General features: G+C 70.4%; 13 protein-coding genes. 10 read left to right on the forward strand and 3 right to left on the reverse strand.

Translation table 11 applies throughout. The features are described 5' to 3' along the window. Positions 1 to 344 precede the first annotated feature (344 nt). Positions 345 to 833: a ribose-5-phosphate isomerase gene (locus tag ACH45E_RS34200; protein WP_361453395.1), complete on the reverse strand. Its 489-nt coding sequence runs from the start codon at positions 831 to 833 to the stop codon at positions 345 to 347. Between the two features lie 225 nt (positions 834 to 1,058). On the opposite strand from ACH45E_RS34200, the gene ACH45E_RS34205 reads away from it, so the two are divergent. Then, on the forward strand, positions 1,059 to 2,477 hold the full coding sequence (locus ACH45E_RS34205; RefSeq protein WP_361453392.1) for an amino acid permease: 1,419 nt from the start codon (positions 1,059 to 1,061) through the stop codon (positions 2,475 to 2,477). A gap of 52 nt (positions 2,478 to 2,529) precedes the next feature. On the opposite strand, the gene ACH45E_RS34210 is transcribed toward ACH45E_RS34205, so the two are convergent. Next, positions 2,530 to 4,284, reverse strand: a complete 1,755-nt coding sequence (locus ACH45E_RS34210) for a protein kinase (RefSeq protein WP_361453422.1) — start codon at positions 4,282 to 4,284, stop codon at positions 2,530 to 2,532. Positions 4,285 to 4,518: 234 nt separating this feature from the next. Here ACH45E_RS34210 and ACH45E_RS34215 point away from each other — a divergent pair, with 234 nt between their 5' ends. Next, positions 4,519 to 5,232 carry a hypothetical protein gene (locus ACH45E_RS34215; protein WP_361453389.1) on the forward strand — a complete coding sequence of 238 codons (714 nt, stop codon included), beginning with the start codon at positions 4,519 to 4,521 and terminating at the stop codon, positions 5,230 to 5,232. Positions 5,233 to 5,319: 87 nt separating this feature from the next. Here ACH45E_RS34215 and ACH45E_RS34220 read toward each other — a convergent pair whose 3' ends face one another. Continuing rightward, entirely contained in the window at positions 5,320 to 5,898 is a 579-nt protein-coding gene (locus ACH45E_RS34220; protein ID WP_361453386.1) for a biotin transporter BioY, read from the reverse strand. A 430-nt stretch (positions 5,899 to 6,328) separates the two neighbouring features. Between ACH45E_RS34220 and ACH45E_RS34225 the strand changes: the two genes are divergently transcribed. The 8 genes from ACH45E_RS34225 to ACH45E_RS34260 all read left to right on the forward strand — a co-directional run bounded on the left by ACH45E_RS34225 (position 6,329) and on the right by ACH45E_RS34260 (position 15,058). After that, on the forward strand, positions 6,329 to 7,558 hold the full coding sequence (locus ACH45E_RS34225; RefSeq protein WP_361453383.1) for an ROK family protein: 1,230 nt from the start codon (positions 6,329 to 6,331) through the stop codon (positions 7,556 to 7,558). Positions 7,559 to 7,775: 217 nt separating this feature from the next. Further along, a complete protein-coding gene (locus tag ACH45E_RS34230; RefSeq protein ID WP_361453380.1) occupies positions 7,776 to 8,843 on the forward strand; it encodes an ABC transporter substrate-binding protein in 1,068 nt (355 codons plus the stop codon). Then, positions 8,840 to 9,691, forward strand: a complete 852-nt coding sequence (locus ACH45E_RS34235) for an ABC transporter permease (protein ID WP_399042136.1) — start codon at positions 8,840 to 8,842, stop codon at positions 9,689 to 9,691. The genes ACH45E_RS34230 and ACH45E_RS34235 overlap by 4 nt, the downstream gene beginning before the upstream one ends. Beyond that, on the forward strand, positions 9,667 to 10,401 hold the full coding sequence (locus ACH45E_RS34240; RefSeq protein ID WP_361453377.1) for an ABC transporter ATP-binding protein: 735 nt from the start codon (positions 9,667 to 9,669) through the stop codon (positions 10,399 to 10,401). The genes ACH45E_RS34235 and ACH45E_RS34240 overlap by 25 nt, the downstream gene beginning before the upstream one ends. Before the next feature lie 149 nt (positions 10,402 to 10,550). Continuing rightward, a complete protein-coding gene (locus tag ACH45E_RS34245; RefSeq protein ID WP_361453374.1) occupies positions 10,551 to 11,894 on the forward strand; it encodes an LLM class flavin-dependent oxidoreductase in 1,344 nt (447 codons plus the stop codon). A gap of 11 nt (positions 11,895 to 11,905) precedes the next feature. Continuing rightward, positions 11,906 to 12,808 (forward strand): TauD/TfdA family dioxygenase, encoded by a 903-nt coding sequence (locus ACH45E_RS34250; RefSeq protein WP_361453371.1) that lies wholly within the window; start codon positions 11,906 to 11,908, stop codon positions 12,806 to 12,808. A 120-nt stretch (positions 12,809 to 12,928) separates the two neighbouring features. Next, a complete protein-coding gene (locus tag ACH45E_RS34255; RefSeq protein WP_361453368.1) occupies positions 12,929 to 14,305 on the forward strand; it encodes an amino acid permease in 1,377 nt (458 codons plus the stop codon). A 105-nt stretch (positions 14,306 to 14,410) separates the two neighbouring features. Next, a complete protein-coding gene (locus ACH45E_RS34260; RefSeq protein ID WP_361453365.1) occupies positions 14,411 to 15,058 on the forward strand; it encodes a superoxide dismutase in 648 nt (215 codons plus the stop codon). Positions 15,059 to 15,075: the final 17 nt, after the last annotated feature.

Below are 15,075 nucleotides of genomic sequence, written 5' to 3' on the forward strand. Positions count from 1 at the left end.
GTTTCCCACCCACCCACCCGTGAAAGCCAACTGGAAGGTCGCCCCACCCTGGGGCTCCGCCCCAGACCCCGGCGGGGACTGCGTCCCCTGCACCCCTCGCGGGGCTCCGCCCCTGCACCCCGGCGGGGGCTCTGCCCCCTGCACCCCCAGAGTGGGGGCTCGCCCCTCCACCCCAGAGGGGGCTCGCCCCTCCACCCCGGAGAGGGGCTCGTCCCGCCACCCCGGAGCACCCCGTGGACCCCTTCAGCCCCGGCCTGCATCACTCAGCCCGTCCGGCGTTTGAGGACGAGGCCCCTTCAGGGCCGACGCGGGGGTCCGGGGGCGGCAGCCCCCGGCGCGACGGGTCAGTCCTGCTGGGGGTGGTGGGCCGGGATGGGGGGCAGGTCGCCCGTCGTCTCGTAGGCCGACAGCATGTCGATGCGGCGGATGTGACGCTCGTCGCCGGAGAACGCCGTACCCAGGAACGTCTCGACGAACTTGGTCGCCTCCTCCTGGGTGTGCATGCGCGCGCCCACCGCCACGACGTTGGCGTTGTTGTGCTGGCGGCCGAGGGAGGCCGTCTCCTCGCTCCAGGCGAGGGCCGCGCGGACGCCCTTGACCTTGTTCGCGGCGATCTGCTCACCGTTGCCGGAGCCGCCGATCACGATGCCGAGGGAGTCGGGGTCCGCGGCCGTGCGCTCCGCGGCGCGGAGGCAGAAGGGCGGGTAGTCGTCCTGGGCGTCGTAGATGTGCGGGCCGCAGTCGATGGGATCGTGCCCCGCCGCCTTGAGCCATTCGACGAGGTGGTTCTTGAGTTCGAAGCCCGCATGGTCGGAGCCGAGATACACGCGCATGGGATGAGTGTGTCACGGGTGTTTCGGGGCAGCAGCCTCGGGATGCCGCGATGGAAAAGTGTGAGTCAGACCATAGAAGCTCAAGGGAACCTCAAGTAACAATCCGGATTCAAAGGTTCCCGAATTCATTCACCTCGGATTCACTGGACCGACTCGTACAAGGCCGCACAACGGCATCCCCCCGCGTACGGGAATCCGCTCCACCGGCGCAAAGGAAATCCGTCCATGACCCCTGGTTCCGGACTTCAGGCAGGACTCAAGAACCGGCATCTGACCATGATCGCCATTGGCGGCGTGATCGGTGCCGGACTGTTCGTAGGCTCCAGCTCCGGTATCGCCACCGCGGGCCCCGGCATCCTTCTCTCCTACGCCCTCGTCGGCACGCTCGTGGTGCTGGTGATGCGGATGCTGGGTGAGATGTCCGCCGCCAACCCCACCTCCGGCTCCTTCTCCGCGCACGCCGACCGGGCGCTGGGCCGCTGGGCCGGGTTCTCCATCGGCTGGCTGTACTGGTTCTTCTGGGTGGTGGTGCTGGCCGTGGAGGCCACCGCCGGCGCCACGATCCTCGAGGGATGGATCCCCGCCGTCCCGCAGTGGGGCTGGGCACTCATCGTGATGGCCGTGCTCACCGCCACCAACCTGGTCTCCGTCGGCTCCTACGGCGAGTTCGAGTTCTGGTTCGCCGGCATCAAGGTCGTGGCGATCGGCGCGTTCATCGTCGTCGGCCTGCTCGCCATCTTCGGCGTGCTGCCGGGCGTACACGCCGACAAGGCGAGCTTCGGCAACCTGAGCTCCGACGGCGGCTTCCTGCCGCACGGCCCCGGTTCGATCCTCACCGGTGTGCTCCTGGTCGTCTTCTCCTTCATGGGCAGCGAGATCGCGACCCTGGCGGCCGGTGAGTCCGAGGACCCGCAGCGCGCGGTGACCAAGTCGACGAACAGCATCATCTGGCGTATCGGCGTCTTCTACCTGGGCTCGATCCTCGTCGTCGTCTCCCTCCTTCCCTGGAACGACCCGTCGATCAAGGAGAAGGGCTCCTACGTCGCCGCCCTGGACTCCCTCGGCATCGCGCACGCCGGCGAGATCATGAACTTCATCGTGCTGACGTCGGTGCTGTCCTGTCTCAACTCCGGTCTGTACACGGCCTCCCGCATGGCGTTCTCGCTCGGCCAGCGCGGTGACGCGCCCAAGGCGTTCGCCCGTACGACGTCCCGTGGTGTGCCGATGGCCGCGATCGTCGCCTCCGTCGTCTTCGGCTTCGTCGCCGTCTTCTTCAACTACAAGTTCCCGGACTCGGTCTTCCTCTTCCTGGTCAACTCCAGTGGCGCGGTGGCCCTGTTCGTCTGGCTGGTCATCTGCTTCTCGCAACTGCGCATGCGGCGGATCATCCAGCGGGAGACGCCGGAGAAGCTCGTCGTGAAGATGTGGCTGTACCCGTACCTGACCTGGGCGACGGCCGCGCTGATCGTGTTCGTCCTCGGCTACATGCTGACCGACACCGAGCACGACGGCCGCGAGACCGTGCTGCTGTCGCTGCTGGTCGCGGCGGTGGTGATCGTGATCGCCGTGGTGAAGGAGAAGTTCTTCGCGGACCGCCGGCCCGTGGCGGCCGTCGAGGCGGATGCCGACAAGGTGTCCGTCTGATCTCCAGCGCTCCAGGGGAGGGAGGCCCGCGGGCCTTCCTCCCCTCGTGCGTTCACAGGACCGTGAAGCTCTGCTTGACCTTGTCGTACGTCTCCAGCGCCTGGGCCTCGGTCTCCGGCTGGTACCAGGTGCTGACCTGGTACGACTTGCCGTTCGCGTCGAACCCGAGCAACTGGGCATGCCAGGCGACGCCCTTGAGCGTGAAGGTGTACTCCCAGACCACCGCGGGGTGGCCGTCGAAGGTCGTCTCCGCCAGGCGGATCTTCGCGTAGTCCCGGCCCTGCCGGGCGTCGCGCTCCGAGGCGCGCCAGGTGTCCATGAGGTCGCCGTGGGCCAGGGAGGACTTGGCGACCAGTTCCTGGCGGCCGTCGGGCGAGGTGTAGTGCACCTCGGCGCCGGTCTTCACGTCCCGCCGCCAGCCGTCCGGTGTCCGCCAGGCGTACCCGCCCGCCTCCCGGTGCGCGCCCGGCGGCAGGCTCTGGGGACGGGAGGTGCCCGCCACGGTGGGAGACGGGCTGCTCGGGGTGGTGGAAGCGGCTGGGGTCGAGGTGACGGGCGAGGGCTTCGTCCGCGCACCGCCGCCGTCCGGGCCGCCGGGCGATGTGGCGAGCAGGATCCCCGCCACCGCGGCGGCGGCCACCGCGCCGAGGGCGGCGAGCAGAGCGGTGCGGTGGTGGCCTTGGCCCGGGGCGGTCGCGGGTCGTTCACCGGGGGGCCGGCCCGCGGTACGGGTGCCGGCCGGGCCCTGGGGACCGGCGAGCGGACGGCACTCGGTCTCCGCCTCGGACGGTACGGCGCTGCGGACGGGCTCGGTCGCGGGAGTCGGCTCGGTCGCGAGAGCGGGCTCGGGCTCGGGCTCGGGAACGATCTCCGGCTCCGGCACGCGGGGATCCCGGGCCGGGCGCGGCCCCGCCACCGCCAGGAACGCCAGCGTGGGCCGCTCTCCGGGGGCCTCGGCCCCGGACGCCCCCGGGCCCGCCCTCACCTGGGGCGTCGGCGCCGGGTCCGGGTCCGAGGACGCCACCGCGCGCAGGGCCGCCTCGATCTCGGTCAGGTCCGGCCTGGTCGAGGGTTCCTTTTCCAGGAGGGCGGCCAGGATGTCGCGCAACGGGCCCGCTTCGGGCGGGAGTTCGGGTTCCTCGTAGAGGACGGCGTGCAGGGTGGCGAGGGTCGTGTCGCGGGAGAAGGGGGAGCGGCCGGCCAGGGCCGCGCAGAGGGTGGCGCCCAGGGACCACACGTCGGAGGGCGGCCCCTGACGGCGGCCGGAGATACGCTCGGGCGCCATGTAGTCGGGGGAGCCGACCAGCATGCCGACCATCGTGAGCGCCTTGGCGTCCTGGATGGCCGCGATACCGAAGTCGGTCAGGACGACCCGCTGGCCGGCGGCCTCGACGAGGACGTTCCCCGGTTTGATGTCCCGGTGCAGCACGCCCCCGGCGTGCACCTGCCGCAGCGCCGCCACCAGGCCCAGCCCGATCCGCGCCGCCTCGGGCGGGCCGAGCGGGCCCTCGGTCACCATGATCTGTTCCAGCGAGCGTCCGGCGATCAACTCCATGACGATCCACAGGCGTTCACCCTCGTCGACGACGTCGTAGACGCGTACGACATTGGGGTGGTCGATCCGGGCCGTGGCCCGCGCCTCGCGCAGTGTGCGTTCGCGGCGGGTGCGGGCGTCCTCCGCGTCGAGTCCGTCGATCCGCATTTCCTTGACCGCGACCTGCCGGTCGAGTATTTCGTCGGCGGCCCGCCACACCCGCCCCATTCCCCCCTGACCGATGCTCTCGACCAGCCGGTAACGCCCCGTCACCAACAGCCCGGGAACACCACCGTTCCCCGCATTTCCCGTCGTTCCCGAATTTCCCGCACTTCCCGGATTTCCCGCATTACCCGGCAATCCGCCGCACCCCCCTCAACGACCGCCCCAGCTGAAACACAATGGTCACACTTCATGTCGTACCAGCATAGTGCGGAGAAATCTTGTGGTACCTCTTCAAGTACTGCGAATTCAGGCGCAGTCCAGGGGGCTCCAAGGGGGACGAACATGAGTTCTCGTCGGATGGCGACCATCACGGGATCGCTGCTCACGGCATCTTTTTCGGCCGTGCTGCTGCTTCCGTGCTCGGCCGTCGCGGACGATCAGGGACCGGCAAGCGGCAAGGGGGGAAAGGCCGTTGACGAGGCGCCGGCGGGTGTGAAGCTGAGCACCACGCTGCCGTCGCGGATCTCCGTCGACAACAGCTCGCAAAAGACGGCGATCACCGCCACGGTGAAGAACGGCGGAAGCAAGGACAGCTCGGACATCAGGCTTTTGGTGGTCGGTTTCGACGGCCTGAAGGTCAACGACGTCAAGGGCTGCTCGGCGATCGCGAAAAAGGACCTGCCGAAAGGTTCGAACAGCGGTTTCAGCTGCCCGGTCGGCTCGCTCGCCGCCGGCAAGTCGAAGTCGTACGCGGTCGACGCCACGTACGACCTGGGGAAGGCGGGGAAGATCTGTCTGCCGGTGCAGTCCGCCGACGGGAAGAAGACCTTCTGGCAGCAGGGACCGGTGCCGTTCGGGACGGCCAACCCGTCGCCGAACGCCCCGGCAACCCCGCTGCTGCTCGGCACCGACAACAAGCCGGTGGGCCCGGCCGGCGACCAACTGCCCAAAACCGGGGCGGGGCCTGACGCCCTGCCGCTCGGCGCGGCCGGCGGCGCCCTGATCGCGGCCGGTGCGGCCGGGATGTGGTGGGCGCGGCGCCGGCCTCAGGGCTGAACCGGAAGTCGCACACGAACGGCCGTATCACCGGACGGATTCCGTCCGGTGATACGGCCGTGCAGTGCGTGCGGGTCCCTCGCGGCCTCAGCGCTTGACGAGCCTCCAGGCGGTGGGCAGCAGGCCCATCGCCAGGGCGGCCTTCAGGGCGTCGCCGAGCAGGAACGGGGTGAGGCCGGCGGCGATCGCGGCGGACGCCGAGAGGTCGGCGGCGTAGGCCAGGTAGGGCACGCCGACGGCGTAGATGACGGCCTCGCCCAGGATCATCGTGCCGGCCATGCGCCAGGCGTTGCGGTCCGCGCCGCGGCGGGCCAGCGCGCCGACGAGCGCGGAGGCGAGCAGCATGCCGAGGACGTAGCCGAAGGACACCGCGCCGGAGCCGGAGGTGCCGTCCGCGAACCAGGGCACGCCGGCCACGCCCGCGAGCGCGTACAGCGCGAGGGAGAGGAAGCCGCGGCGGGCGCCGAGGGTGGTGCCGACCAGCAGGGCGGCGAAGGTCTGCCCGGTCACCGGCACCGGGGAACCGGGCACCGGGACGGCCAGCTGGGCCGCGAGGCCGGTGAGCGCGGCACCGCCCAGCACGAGCGCGGCGTCGCGGACGCGCGACGCGGGCAGGAGGTCGGCGAGGACTGCACCGGGGCGAGCGGTGGCGGTGGCGGTGCTCATGGGGACTCCGCGAGAGGTGTGGACAGGTGGGAACACCGTGACGCTATCCCGGTGGCCTCGAGTCGATCACCGTCAGCGCTCGACAAAGACTGGAACGCGGTCTTGGTGGGCTCCTGACAAAGGATGGTGGTTACACCGGGTACGGCGTGATACCGGTCACTGAGGCAGGGGCGTTTCACTCACCTGGCGGACCGTCGGGAGACTGTGGGATCCCACTAAATGAATCCTAGTGGACTGGTCGGATTCACCCTTCCTGCCCTACCCTTCCAGCCATGGTTGCCCAGGCCCGGTACTTCACGTCGCGTCGCTATGTCGACCTGCGACGCCAGGGCACGGCCACCTGTCGCCGTCCGATGTGAGGCGGGCGGAGCGGACTCGGCGCGCCTCGATCCCGAGACGTGTCGGCCCCGTTCCATAAGGACGGTTTCCCATGCCCCGTACCGCGGCATCCACCCTTGCCTCCCCCGGCCCCCGCCCCTCTCCCCGCCCCTCCCCCGTCCCCCGCGCCGCCGACAGCGACCGCCGGCGCACCAGTGCCAGCGTCGTGCTGCGGTCCGTGCTGGAGCACGGGCCGGTGGCCCGCAGCACCATCGCCCGGCTGACCGGACTGTCCCCGGCGTCCGTGACCGACTACTGCGCCCGCTTCACCGAACTCGGGCTGATCCGCGAGGCCGCCGCGCCCCGCCGGTCGAACGGGGTCGGCAGGCCCCATGTGCCCGTCGACCTGGACGACTCGCGGTTCGTGGTCGGCGGGGTGCACATCGCCGTGCCCTACACCACGGTCGCCCTGCTGGACCTGCGCGGGCGGGTGCTGGCCCGGCGGGAGTTGAAGCACGAACGCACCGACCCGGGCCGGGTGCTGGTGCGGGCCGCCGACGGGCTGGCGGCGCTGCTCGCCGGGATGCCGGGCGCCAGGCCCCTGGGGGTCGGGGTGGCCGCCGGGGGCTGGGTGGACCCGGACTCCGGAACCATCGTGGAGCATCCGCTGCTGGGCTGGCGGGACGTGCCGGTGCGGGAAGTGCTCGGCGCGCACACCGGGCTGCCCGTCCATGTCGACGGGCACGCACGGGCGTTGGTCAACGGGGAGCGGCTGTTCGGGCGGGCGCGGGGCAGCGCGAGCGTGCTGCACCTGTTCGTCGGCAATGTGGTCGACGCGGCCTTCGCCACCCATGACGCGGTGCACTACGGGCCGCGTTCGCAGGCGGGCGCGATCGCCCATCTGCCGGTGCCGGGCGGCACCGAGCCCTGCGCGTGCGGGCGCACCGGCTGCCTCCAGGTGGAGCTGAGCGAGCGGACGTTGTGCCGCCGCGCCCGGGAGGCCGGGGTCGTCGAGGGGGTGAACCCGATGCACGTGGTCGGTGCGGCGGCCGCCGGGGACGCGGTGGCCGTCCGGCTGCTCGTGGAGCGGGCCACGATGATCGGGCGGGCCGCGCGGCTGCTGCTGGACGTGCTCAACCCGGAGACGGTGGTGGTGACCGAGGTGGGTGTCATGCACCGCGAGGACTGCCTGAGCGCATTGCGCGAGGCGGTCGGGGCGGATCGTGCCGGCGATGTTTTCGCGACGAGTTTTTCCGACAGTGTGCTGGCCGTGGCGGGCGGTTCCGTGGTTCTCGACGTTCTCTATCGGGATCCGCTGAGCGCGTCACCTGAAGCTAGTTAATTCAGAAACTCCGAATGTTGACAGGGGGCGCTCATGGCGGGGAACATCCTGGTCATGACCTGTCGCGCCCTTTGTTGCTGACGTGTTGACGCGCCGTGAAGCGCGTATCTCCCCTGCGTGAATTCCCCTTCCTGGGCCTTCTGCCGCCCGGAATTCCGCATGCTTTCCCATCTGACTGCGCCATCTGACTGCGCACAACAACTCAGGGAGCACTCCCATGTCTTCTCCGCCCGTTTCCGGCTTTGACCGCCGTCTGTTTCTCACCTCCCTGCTGGGCGCCACCGCGGCGGCCGCCGGGCTGAGCGGCTGCGCGGGCAGCAGTGCCGCGGCCGACACCGAGGGCGCCTCCACCAAGCCGCTCGCCCACAAGGTCCCGGCCGGCACCAGCCTGAAGATCGCCTCGTACCAGAACGTCCAGCAGCTGCAGTTCAAGCTGGCGAAGCTGCCCAGGCTGCCGTTCACGGTGTCGAGCTGGGTGAACATCGGCGCCGGCCCGGACGTCATCAACGCCTTCCGCGCGAAGTCCCTGGACGTCTCCAACAACGCGGGCATCCCGCCGATCCAGGCGCACTACCAGGGCTTCGACGCGAAGATCGTGGCGATCGACCTCACCCGCAAGCCCAACTACCTCTTCGCCACCAAGCCCGGCAGCGACATCCACACGGTCGAGGACTTCAAGGGGAAGAAACTGGCCTTCTCGCAGGGCCAGGCCCAGGGGGTCGTGCTGCTGCGGGCGCTGAAGAAGGCGGGCCTGAAGTACGACGACGTGAAGCTGGTCCCGCTGACCAGCAACCAGTTCCTCACCGCCCTGCAGTCCGGGCAGGTGGACATCGCCCCGCTCGCCAACAGCCAGGCGCCCGCGTACCTCAAGCAGTACGGCGGGAAGGGCGCCCGCGTCGTCAAGACCGACGTCGTCGACCTGCTCAACCTGCTGTGGGCACCGCAGTCCGTGCTGAACGACCCGGCGAAGGCCGCCGCGATCGCCGCGTACATCCCGCAGTGGGCCAAGGGCCAGGTGTGGCAGTACGAGCACCCGGACGTCTGGAACCAGGAGTTCTACGTCAAGACGCAGAACCTGACCCTCGACCAGGCCAAGTCGATCAGCGATCTCGCCAACAAGCCGCTGTTCCCGCCCAGCTGGGACGAGGCGGTCAAGTGGGAGCAGGAGACCGCCGATCTGCTCGCCGAGGGCGGCTTCGTGAAGAAGTTCGACGTCTCCACGCTCTTCGACCACCGCTTCGAGGGCATCGCGGCCAAGGCCGTACCCGCGGAGTACCGGAGGTGAGCGCCGTGACCACCACGGTGAACGAGACCACCGTCGCCGCAGTCGAGGACGGGGCCCACCGGGTACGCCGGCGCCGCCGGCTCGCCCCCGGCAAGAGCCTCCCCGCCGCCAGGCTGATCGGCCCCGCCGTCCTCGTCGCCCTCTGGGCCGTCGCCTCCGCCGCCGGAACCCTCGACACCAACGCGATCCCGGCGCCCTGGACGGTCCTGCGGACCACCGGCCACCTGTGGACCGACGGCACCCTCCCCACCGACGTGCTGACCTCCCTGCGCCGGGCCGGATACGGCTTCGCGATCGGCCTGACCGCCGGAATCGTCCTGGCGCTCGCCTCGGGGCTCAGCCGGGCCGGGGAAGCCCTGATCGACGGGACCGTGCAGCTCAACCGGGCGATCCCGACCCTCGGTCTGATCCCGCTGTTCATCCTCTGGCTGGGCATCGGCGAGACCTTCAAGATCGCCATCATCGCGATCGTCGTCTACATACCGATCTACCTCAACACGCATGCCGCGCTCGCCGGCATCGACAGCCGGTTCGTCGAACTCGCCGAGGTGCAGGGCCTGTCGAGGCTGGCGTTCATCCGGCAGATCGTCATCCCCGGGGCGCTGCCCGGATTCTTCGTGGGACTCCGGCTCGGCGTCACCGGGTCCTGGCTCGGCCTGGTGGTGCTGGAGCAGATCAACGCCACCAGCGGGCTCGGCTACATGATGTTCCAGGCCCAGAACTACGGCCAGACCGACGTCATCCTCGTCGGCCTGCTGATCTACGGCGTCTTCGGCCTGGTCTCCGACAGCGTGGTCCGTATCGTCGAACGGAGGGTGCTGTCGTGGCGACGCACACTGAGCAGCTGACCCGTCCCGCCGTCCAGCTGCGGGGCCTGACCCGGTCCTTCGCGGGCCGTACGGTCCTCGACGGCATCGACCTCGACCTGCCCGCCGGGCAGTTCACCGCCCTGCTCGGGCACAGCGGCTCGGGCAAGTCGACGCTGCTGCGGGCGGTCGCGGGCCTGGACCACGGCGTCGAGGGCAGCGGGCAGCTCACCGCGCCCGAGCGGGTGTCCGTGGTCTTCCAGGACTCCCGGCTGCTGCCGTGGCGCCGGGTCCTGGACAACGTCCTGCTCGGCACCGACGGCAAGGACGCCGAGGAACGCGGCCGGGCCGCCCTCGAAGAGGTGGGCCTGGGGGGCCGCGAGCGGGCCTGGCCCGGCGAGCTGTCCGGCGGCGAGGCCCAGCGCGCGGCCCTCGCCCGCTCGCTGGTCCGCGAGCCCGAACTCCTGCTGGCGGACGAGCCGTTCGGCGCGCTGGACGCGCTCACCCGGATCAGGATGCACAACCTGCTGCGTGAGCTGTGGAAGCGCCACCGGCCCTCCGTGCTGCTCGTCACCCACGACGTGGACGAGGCGATCGTGCTCGCCGACCGGGTCCTCGTCCTGGACCAGGGCCGCATCGGCCTCGACTTCACCATCGACCACCCGCACCCGCGCTCCTACCGGGAGCCCGTGCTCGGCGAATACCGCGAGCGGCTGCTCGCCGCGCTGGGCGTGACGGAGGACGCCGGGTGACCGTCGGCTGTCGTCGCCGTCCCTGGGGGCTGCCGCCCCCAGACCCCCGCTTCGGCCCTGAACGGGCCTCGTCCTCAAACGCCGGACGGGCTGAATGATGCCCACCGGCGCCCACAAGTCCTCCCCTCTGTCCGTAGCAAAGGACACCCATGCCCCGGCAACTCCACCTCAACGCGTTCCTCATGAACACCGGCCACCACGAGGCGTCCTGGCGGCTCCCGGAGAGCGACCCGTACGCCCATGTCAAGCTGAGCCACTACGTCGAGCTGGCCCGTATCGCCGAACGCGGCACCTTCGACTCGCTGTTCCTCGCCGACGGCCCCCAGCTGTGGGGCAACCTCGCCCAGCGCCCGGCCGGCGCCCTGGAACCGCTCACCCTGCTCACCGCGCTGGCGACGGCCACCGAGCACATCGGCCTGATCGCCACCGCCTCCACCTCCTACAACTCCCCCTACAACCTGGCCCGCAAGTTCGCCTCGCTCGACATCATCAGCGGCGGCCGGGCCGGCTGGAACATCGTCACCACCGCCGGTGCCGAGGCCGCCCGCAACTTCGGCCTCGACGCCGAGCCCGCGCACGCCGAGCGGTACGCCCGCGCCGCCGAGTTCCTCGACGTCGCCCTCAAGCTCTGGGACAGCTGGGAGGACGACGCGATCGTCGCCGACAAGGCGGCCGGTGTCTGGGGCGACGACACCAAGATCCACCCGCCCCGGCACAAGGGCACGTACTTCAGCGTCGAGGGCGCCCTCAACGTCCCCCGCTCCCCGCAGGGTTACCCGCTGCTGGTGCAGGCGGGGTCGAGCGAGGACGGCAAGGCCTTCGCCGCCCGGTACGCGGAGGCGGTGTTCACCGCCCAGCAGACCATCGAGGACGCGCGAGGCTTCTACGCCGACCTGAAGTCCCTTACGGCACAGGCCGGAAGAGACCCCGAGCACATCAAGGTGCTGCCCGGCATCGTCCCCGTACTCGGGTCGACCGAGGCGGAGGCACGGGCGAACGAGCGGGTCCTCGAGGACCACATCCTGTACGACCACGGCACGGCACGCCTGGAGAGCCTGCTGCAACTGGAGCCCGGCACCCTGGAGCTGGACGGGCGACTGCCCGCCGATCTGCCTGACGAGTCCGCCATCGAGGGCGCCAAGAGCCGCTACACGCTCGTGGTGGAGCTGGCCCGGCGCGAACGGCTCACCGTCCGGCAGCTCATCGGGCGGCTCGGCGGCGGGCGCGGGCACCTCACCTTCGCCGGCACGCCCGAGCAGGTCGCGGACCAGATCGAGAGCTGGTTCACCCAGGGCGCCGCGGACGGCTTCAACATCATGCCCGCCGTACTGCCCTCAGGCCTTGAGGCGTTCGTCGAGCACGTCGTCCCGATCCTGCGCACCCGCGGGCTGCTCCGCGCGGAGTACGGGCCGCGCCAGACCCTGCGGGAGCGCTACGGCCTTCCCCGCCCCGCCAACCAGTACCTCACCACTCCCGCACTCGCCACCGTCTGAGAGGACCCGTCATGTCCATCGAGATCACCAAGGTCACCGCACGCATCGGCGCGAAGGTCTCCGGCGTCGACATCTCCCAGCCGCTCGCCCCGGAGGACGTCGACGCGATCCGAGAGGCCCTCAATGTCCACAAAGCGCTGGTCTTCGACGACGTACACCTCGACGACGCCGGCCAGCAGGCCTTCGCCCGCCACTTCGGCGACCTGACCACCGCCCACCCGACGGTCGGCGCGGTCGACGGCGCCCCGAACGTGCTGCCCGTGGACAGCGAGCGGGGCCGCGCCAACCACTGGCACACCGACGTCACCTTCGTCCTCAACCCGCCGCAGGCCAGCACCCTGCGCTCCATCACGATCCCGCCGTACGGCGGCGAGACCCTGATCGCCAGCTCGGCCGCCGCCTACCGCGACCTGCCCGAACCGCTGCGCCGCCTGGCCGACACCCTGTGGGCGGAGCACACCAACGACTACGACTACGCGGTACCGGACGAGGCCGTCGACGAGGAAAGGGCCGCCCAGCGCGCCCAGTTCACGTCGATCAAGTACCGCACCGCCCACCCGGTGGTCCGCGTGCACCCGCTGACCGGCGAACGCGGACTGTTCATCGGCGGGTTCGCACAGCGGATCATCGGCCTCTCGACCGGCGAGTCCCGCAAGATCCTCGACCTGCTCCAGGCGTACGTCACCCGCCCGGAGAACGTGCTGCGCTGGCGCTGGTCGCCGAACCAGCTGGTCCTCTTCGACAACCGCATCACCCAGCACTACGCCATCGACAACTACGACGGACAGCCGCGCCGGCTGAACCGGGTGACCGTCGCCGGTGACATCCCGGTCGGCATCGAGGGCAAGGAGAGCTACTCCATCGAGGGCGACGCCTCGCACTACACGCCCGTCCTCACCCCGGCCGCCGCGTAACCGTACGTACACGGCCCGTGCGGCGGGCGTCCGGATGATGGGCGGTCTCTCCGTGCGAGCGGAGGGGCCGCCCACACTGTGGGCGTTTTTGCCCATCTCTCGCACGGGACGAGCCGCGCCATGCCCAGCACCACCGTCAAGGCTCCACCGGAGCCGGACGCCTCCCTCTCCCACGGCCTCAAGCAGCGCCATCTGTCGATGATCGCCCTCGGCGGTGTGATCGGGGCGGGCCTGTTCGTCGGCTCCGGCGCGGGGATCGCCGCCGCCGGACCGTCGATCGTGATCGCCTACACCCTCTCCGGCCTCCTGGTGATGCTGGTGATGCGGATGCTCGGCGAGATGTCGGCCGCGTACCCGTCCTCGGGCTCCTTCTCCGCGCACGCCGAGCGGGCGATCGGGCCGTGGGCGGGCTTCGCCGCGGGCTGGTCCTTCTGGGTGCTGCTGTGCACGGCGGTCGGCCTGGAGGGCATCGGCGCCGCGCACATCGTCACCGGCTGGCTGCCGGGCACGCCCGAGTGGGCGTGGGTGGCGCTGTTCATGGTGGTGTTCTGCGGCACGAACCTGGCCGCCGTGAAGAACTTCGGCGAGTTCGAGTTCTGGTTCGCCGCGCTTAAGGTCGGCGCGATCAGCCTCTTCCTGGTCCTGGGCGTCCTGGCCATCGCCGGCGTCCTGCCCGGCACGGACTCCCCCGGCTCCTCGCACCTCACCGACTTCCTCCCGAACGGCGGCGAAGGCCTGGTCGTCGGCCTGCTCGCCTCCGTCTTCGCGTACGGCGGCCTGGAGACCGTCACCATCGCGGCGGCCGAGTCGGAGAACCCGGTGCGGGGTGTGGCGAGCGCGGTCCGCACGGCCATGTGGCGCATCGCGCTGTTCTACATCGGCTCCATGGCCGTCGTCGTCACCCTCGTCCCCTGGAACTCCGGGGAGGTCGTGGAGAAGGGCCCGTACGTCGCCGCGCTCGACCATCTGGGCATCCCGGGCGCCGGGCAGCTGATGAACGTCGTCGTCCTGGTGGCCCTGCTGTCCGCCATGAACGCCAACATCTACGGTTCCTCGCGCATCGCCTATTCGCTGGTGCGGCGCGGGCAGGGCCCGAGCGTGCTGGCGAAGATCTCCGGCGGGGTACCGCGCGTCGCCGTGCTGACCTCCTGCGCCTTCGGCTTCGTCTGCGTACTGCTGAGCTACTGGCGCCCGGACGACGTCTTCCCCTGGCTGCTCAACATGATCGGCGCGGTCATCCTGATCGTCTGGATCTTCATCGCCGTCTCCCAGCTGCTGCTGCGCCGCCGCGTGGAGCAGGAGGCCCCCGAGAAGCTGGTCGTACGGATGTGGGCCTTCCCGGTGCTGACCTGGGTGGCGCTGGCCGGTATGGCGGCGGTGTTCGTCCTGATGGCCCGGGAGCCGGACACGCGGGTGCAGCTGTACTCGTCCGGCGGGATGACGCTGTTCCTGGCGGCGGTCGGCTACGCCTGGCAGCGCGGGGGCGCCAAGGCCTGACCTTCCGCCCCTTCACGAAACGCCCCCGCGACAGCCCCGCGGGGGCTTTTTGTTGCTAGCGTGTAGTTGCAAGCCAATTGCAATAAGCTTTCGAGGGGATCACCCATGCCCGTCTACACGCTGCCCGACCTGCCCTACGACTACTCCGCGCTCGCCCCCGTGATCAGCCCCGAGATCATCGAGCTGCACCACGACAAGCACCACGCGGCCTACGTCAAGGGCGCCAACGACACGCTGGAGCAGCTGGCCGAGGCGCGGGACGAGGAGACCTGGGGCTCGATCAACGGCCTGGAGAAGAACCTGGCCTTCCACCTCTCCGGCCACATCCTGCACTCCATTTACTGGCAGAACATGACGGGCCCGAAGGACGGCGGCGGCGAGCCCCTCGCGGTGGACGGCGTGGGCGGGCTGGCCGACGCGATCACCGACTCCTTCGGCTCCTTCGCCGGCTTCAAGGCCCAGCTCACCAAGGCCGCGGCCACCACCCAGGGCTCCGGCTGGGGCGTGCTGGCATATGAACCGCTCAGCGGCCGGCTGGTCGTCGAGCAGGTCTACGACCACCAGGGCAACGTCGGCCAGGGCTCGGTCCCGGTCCTGGTCTTCGACGCCTGGGAGCACGCCTTCTACCTCCAGTACAAGAACCAGAAGGTCGACTTCATCGAGGCCATGTGGCAGGTCGTCAACTGGCAGGACGTGGCCCGCCGCTACGAGGCCGCGAAGTCCCGCGCGGACGTCCTGCTCCTGACGCCCTGACGGCGCCCCCCGATCGT

Origin of the sequence: Streptomyces sp. NPDC020299 (assembly GCF_044387825.1) — a bacterium.
In the GTDB taxonomy this organism is placed as follows: domain Bacteria; phylum Actinomycetota; class Actinomycetes; order Streptomycetales; family Streptomycetaceae; genus Streptomyces.

Coding starts and splice junctions, on each gene's coding strand:
- ACH45E_RS34230 (WP_361453380.1), top strand. CDS start 7,776: ATGTCTTCTCCGCCCGTTTCCGGCTTTGACCGCCGTCTGTTTCTCACC.
- ACH45E_RS34225 (WP_361453383.1), top strand. CDS start 6,329: ATGCCCCGTACCGCGGCATCCACCCTTGCCTCCCCCGGCCCCCGCCCC.
- ACH45E_RS34245 (WP_361453374.1), top strand. CDS start 10,551: ATGCCCCGGCAACTCCACCTCAACGCGTTCCTCATGAACACCGGCCAC.
- ACH45E_RS34260 (WP_361453365.1), top strand. CDS start 14,411: ATGCCCGTCTACACGCTGCCCGACCTGCCCTACGACTACTCCGCGCTC.
- ACH45E_RS34205 (WP_361453392.1), top strand. CDS start 1,059: ATGACCCCTGGTTCCGGACTTCAGGCAGGACTCAAGAACCGGCATCTG.
- ACH45E_RS34215 (WP_361453389.1), top strand. CDS start 4,519: ATGAGTTCTCGTCGGATGGCGACCATCACGGGATCGCTGCTCACGGCA.
- ACH45E_RS34250 (WP_361453371.1), top strand. CDS start 11,906: ATGTCCATCGAGATCACCAAGGTCACCGCACGCATCGGCGCGAAGGTC.
- ACH45E_RS34255 (WP_361453368.1), top strand. CDS start 12,929: ATGCCCAGCACCACCGTCAAGGCTCCACCGGAGCCGGACGCCTCCCTC.
- ACH45E_RS34200 (WP_361453395.1), bottom strand. CDS start 833: ATGCGCGTGTATCTCGGCTCCGACCATGCGGGCTTCGAACTCAAGAAC.
- ACH45E_RS34220 (WP_361453386.1), bottom strand. CDS start 5,898: ATGAGCACCGCCACCGCCACCGCTCGCCCCGGTGCAGTCCTCGCCGAC.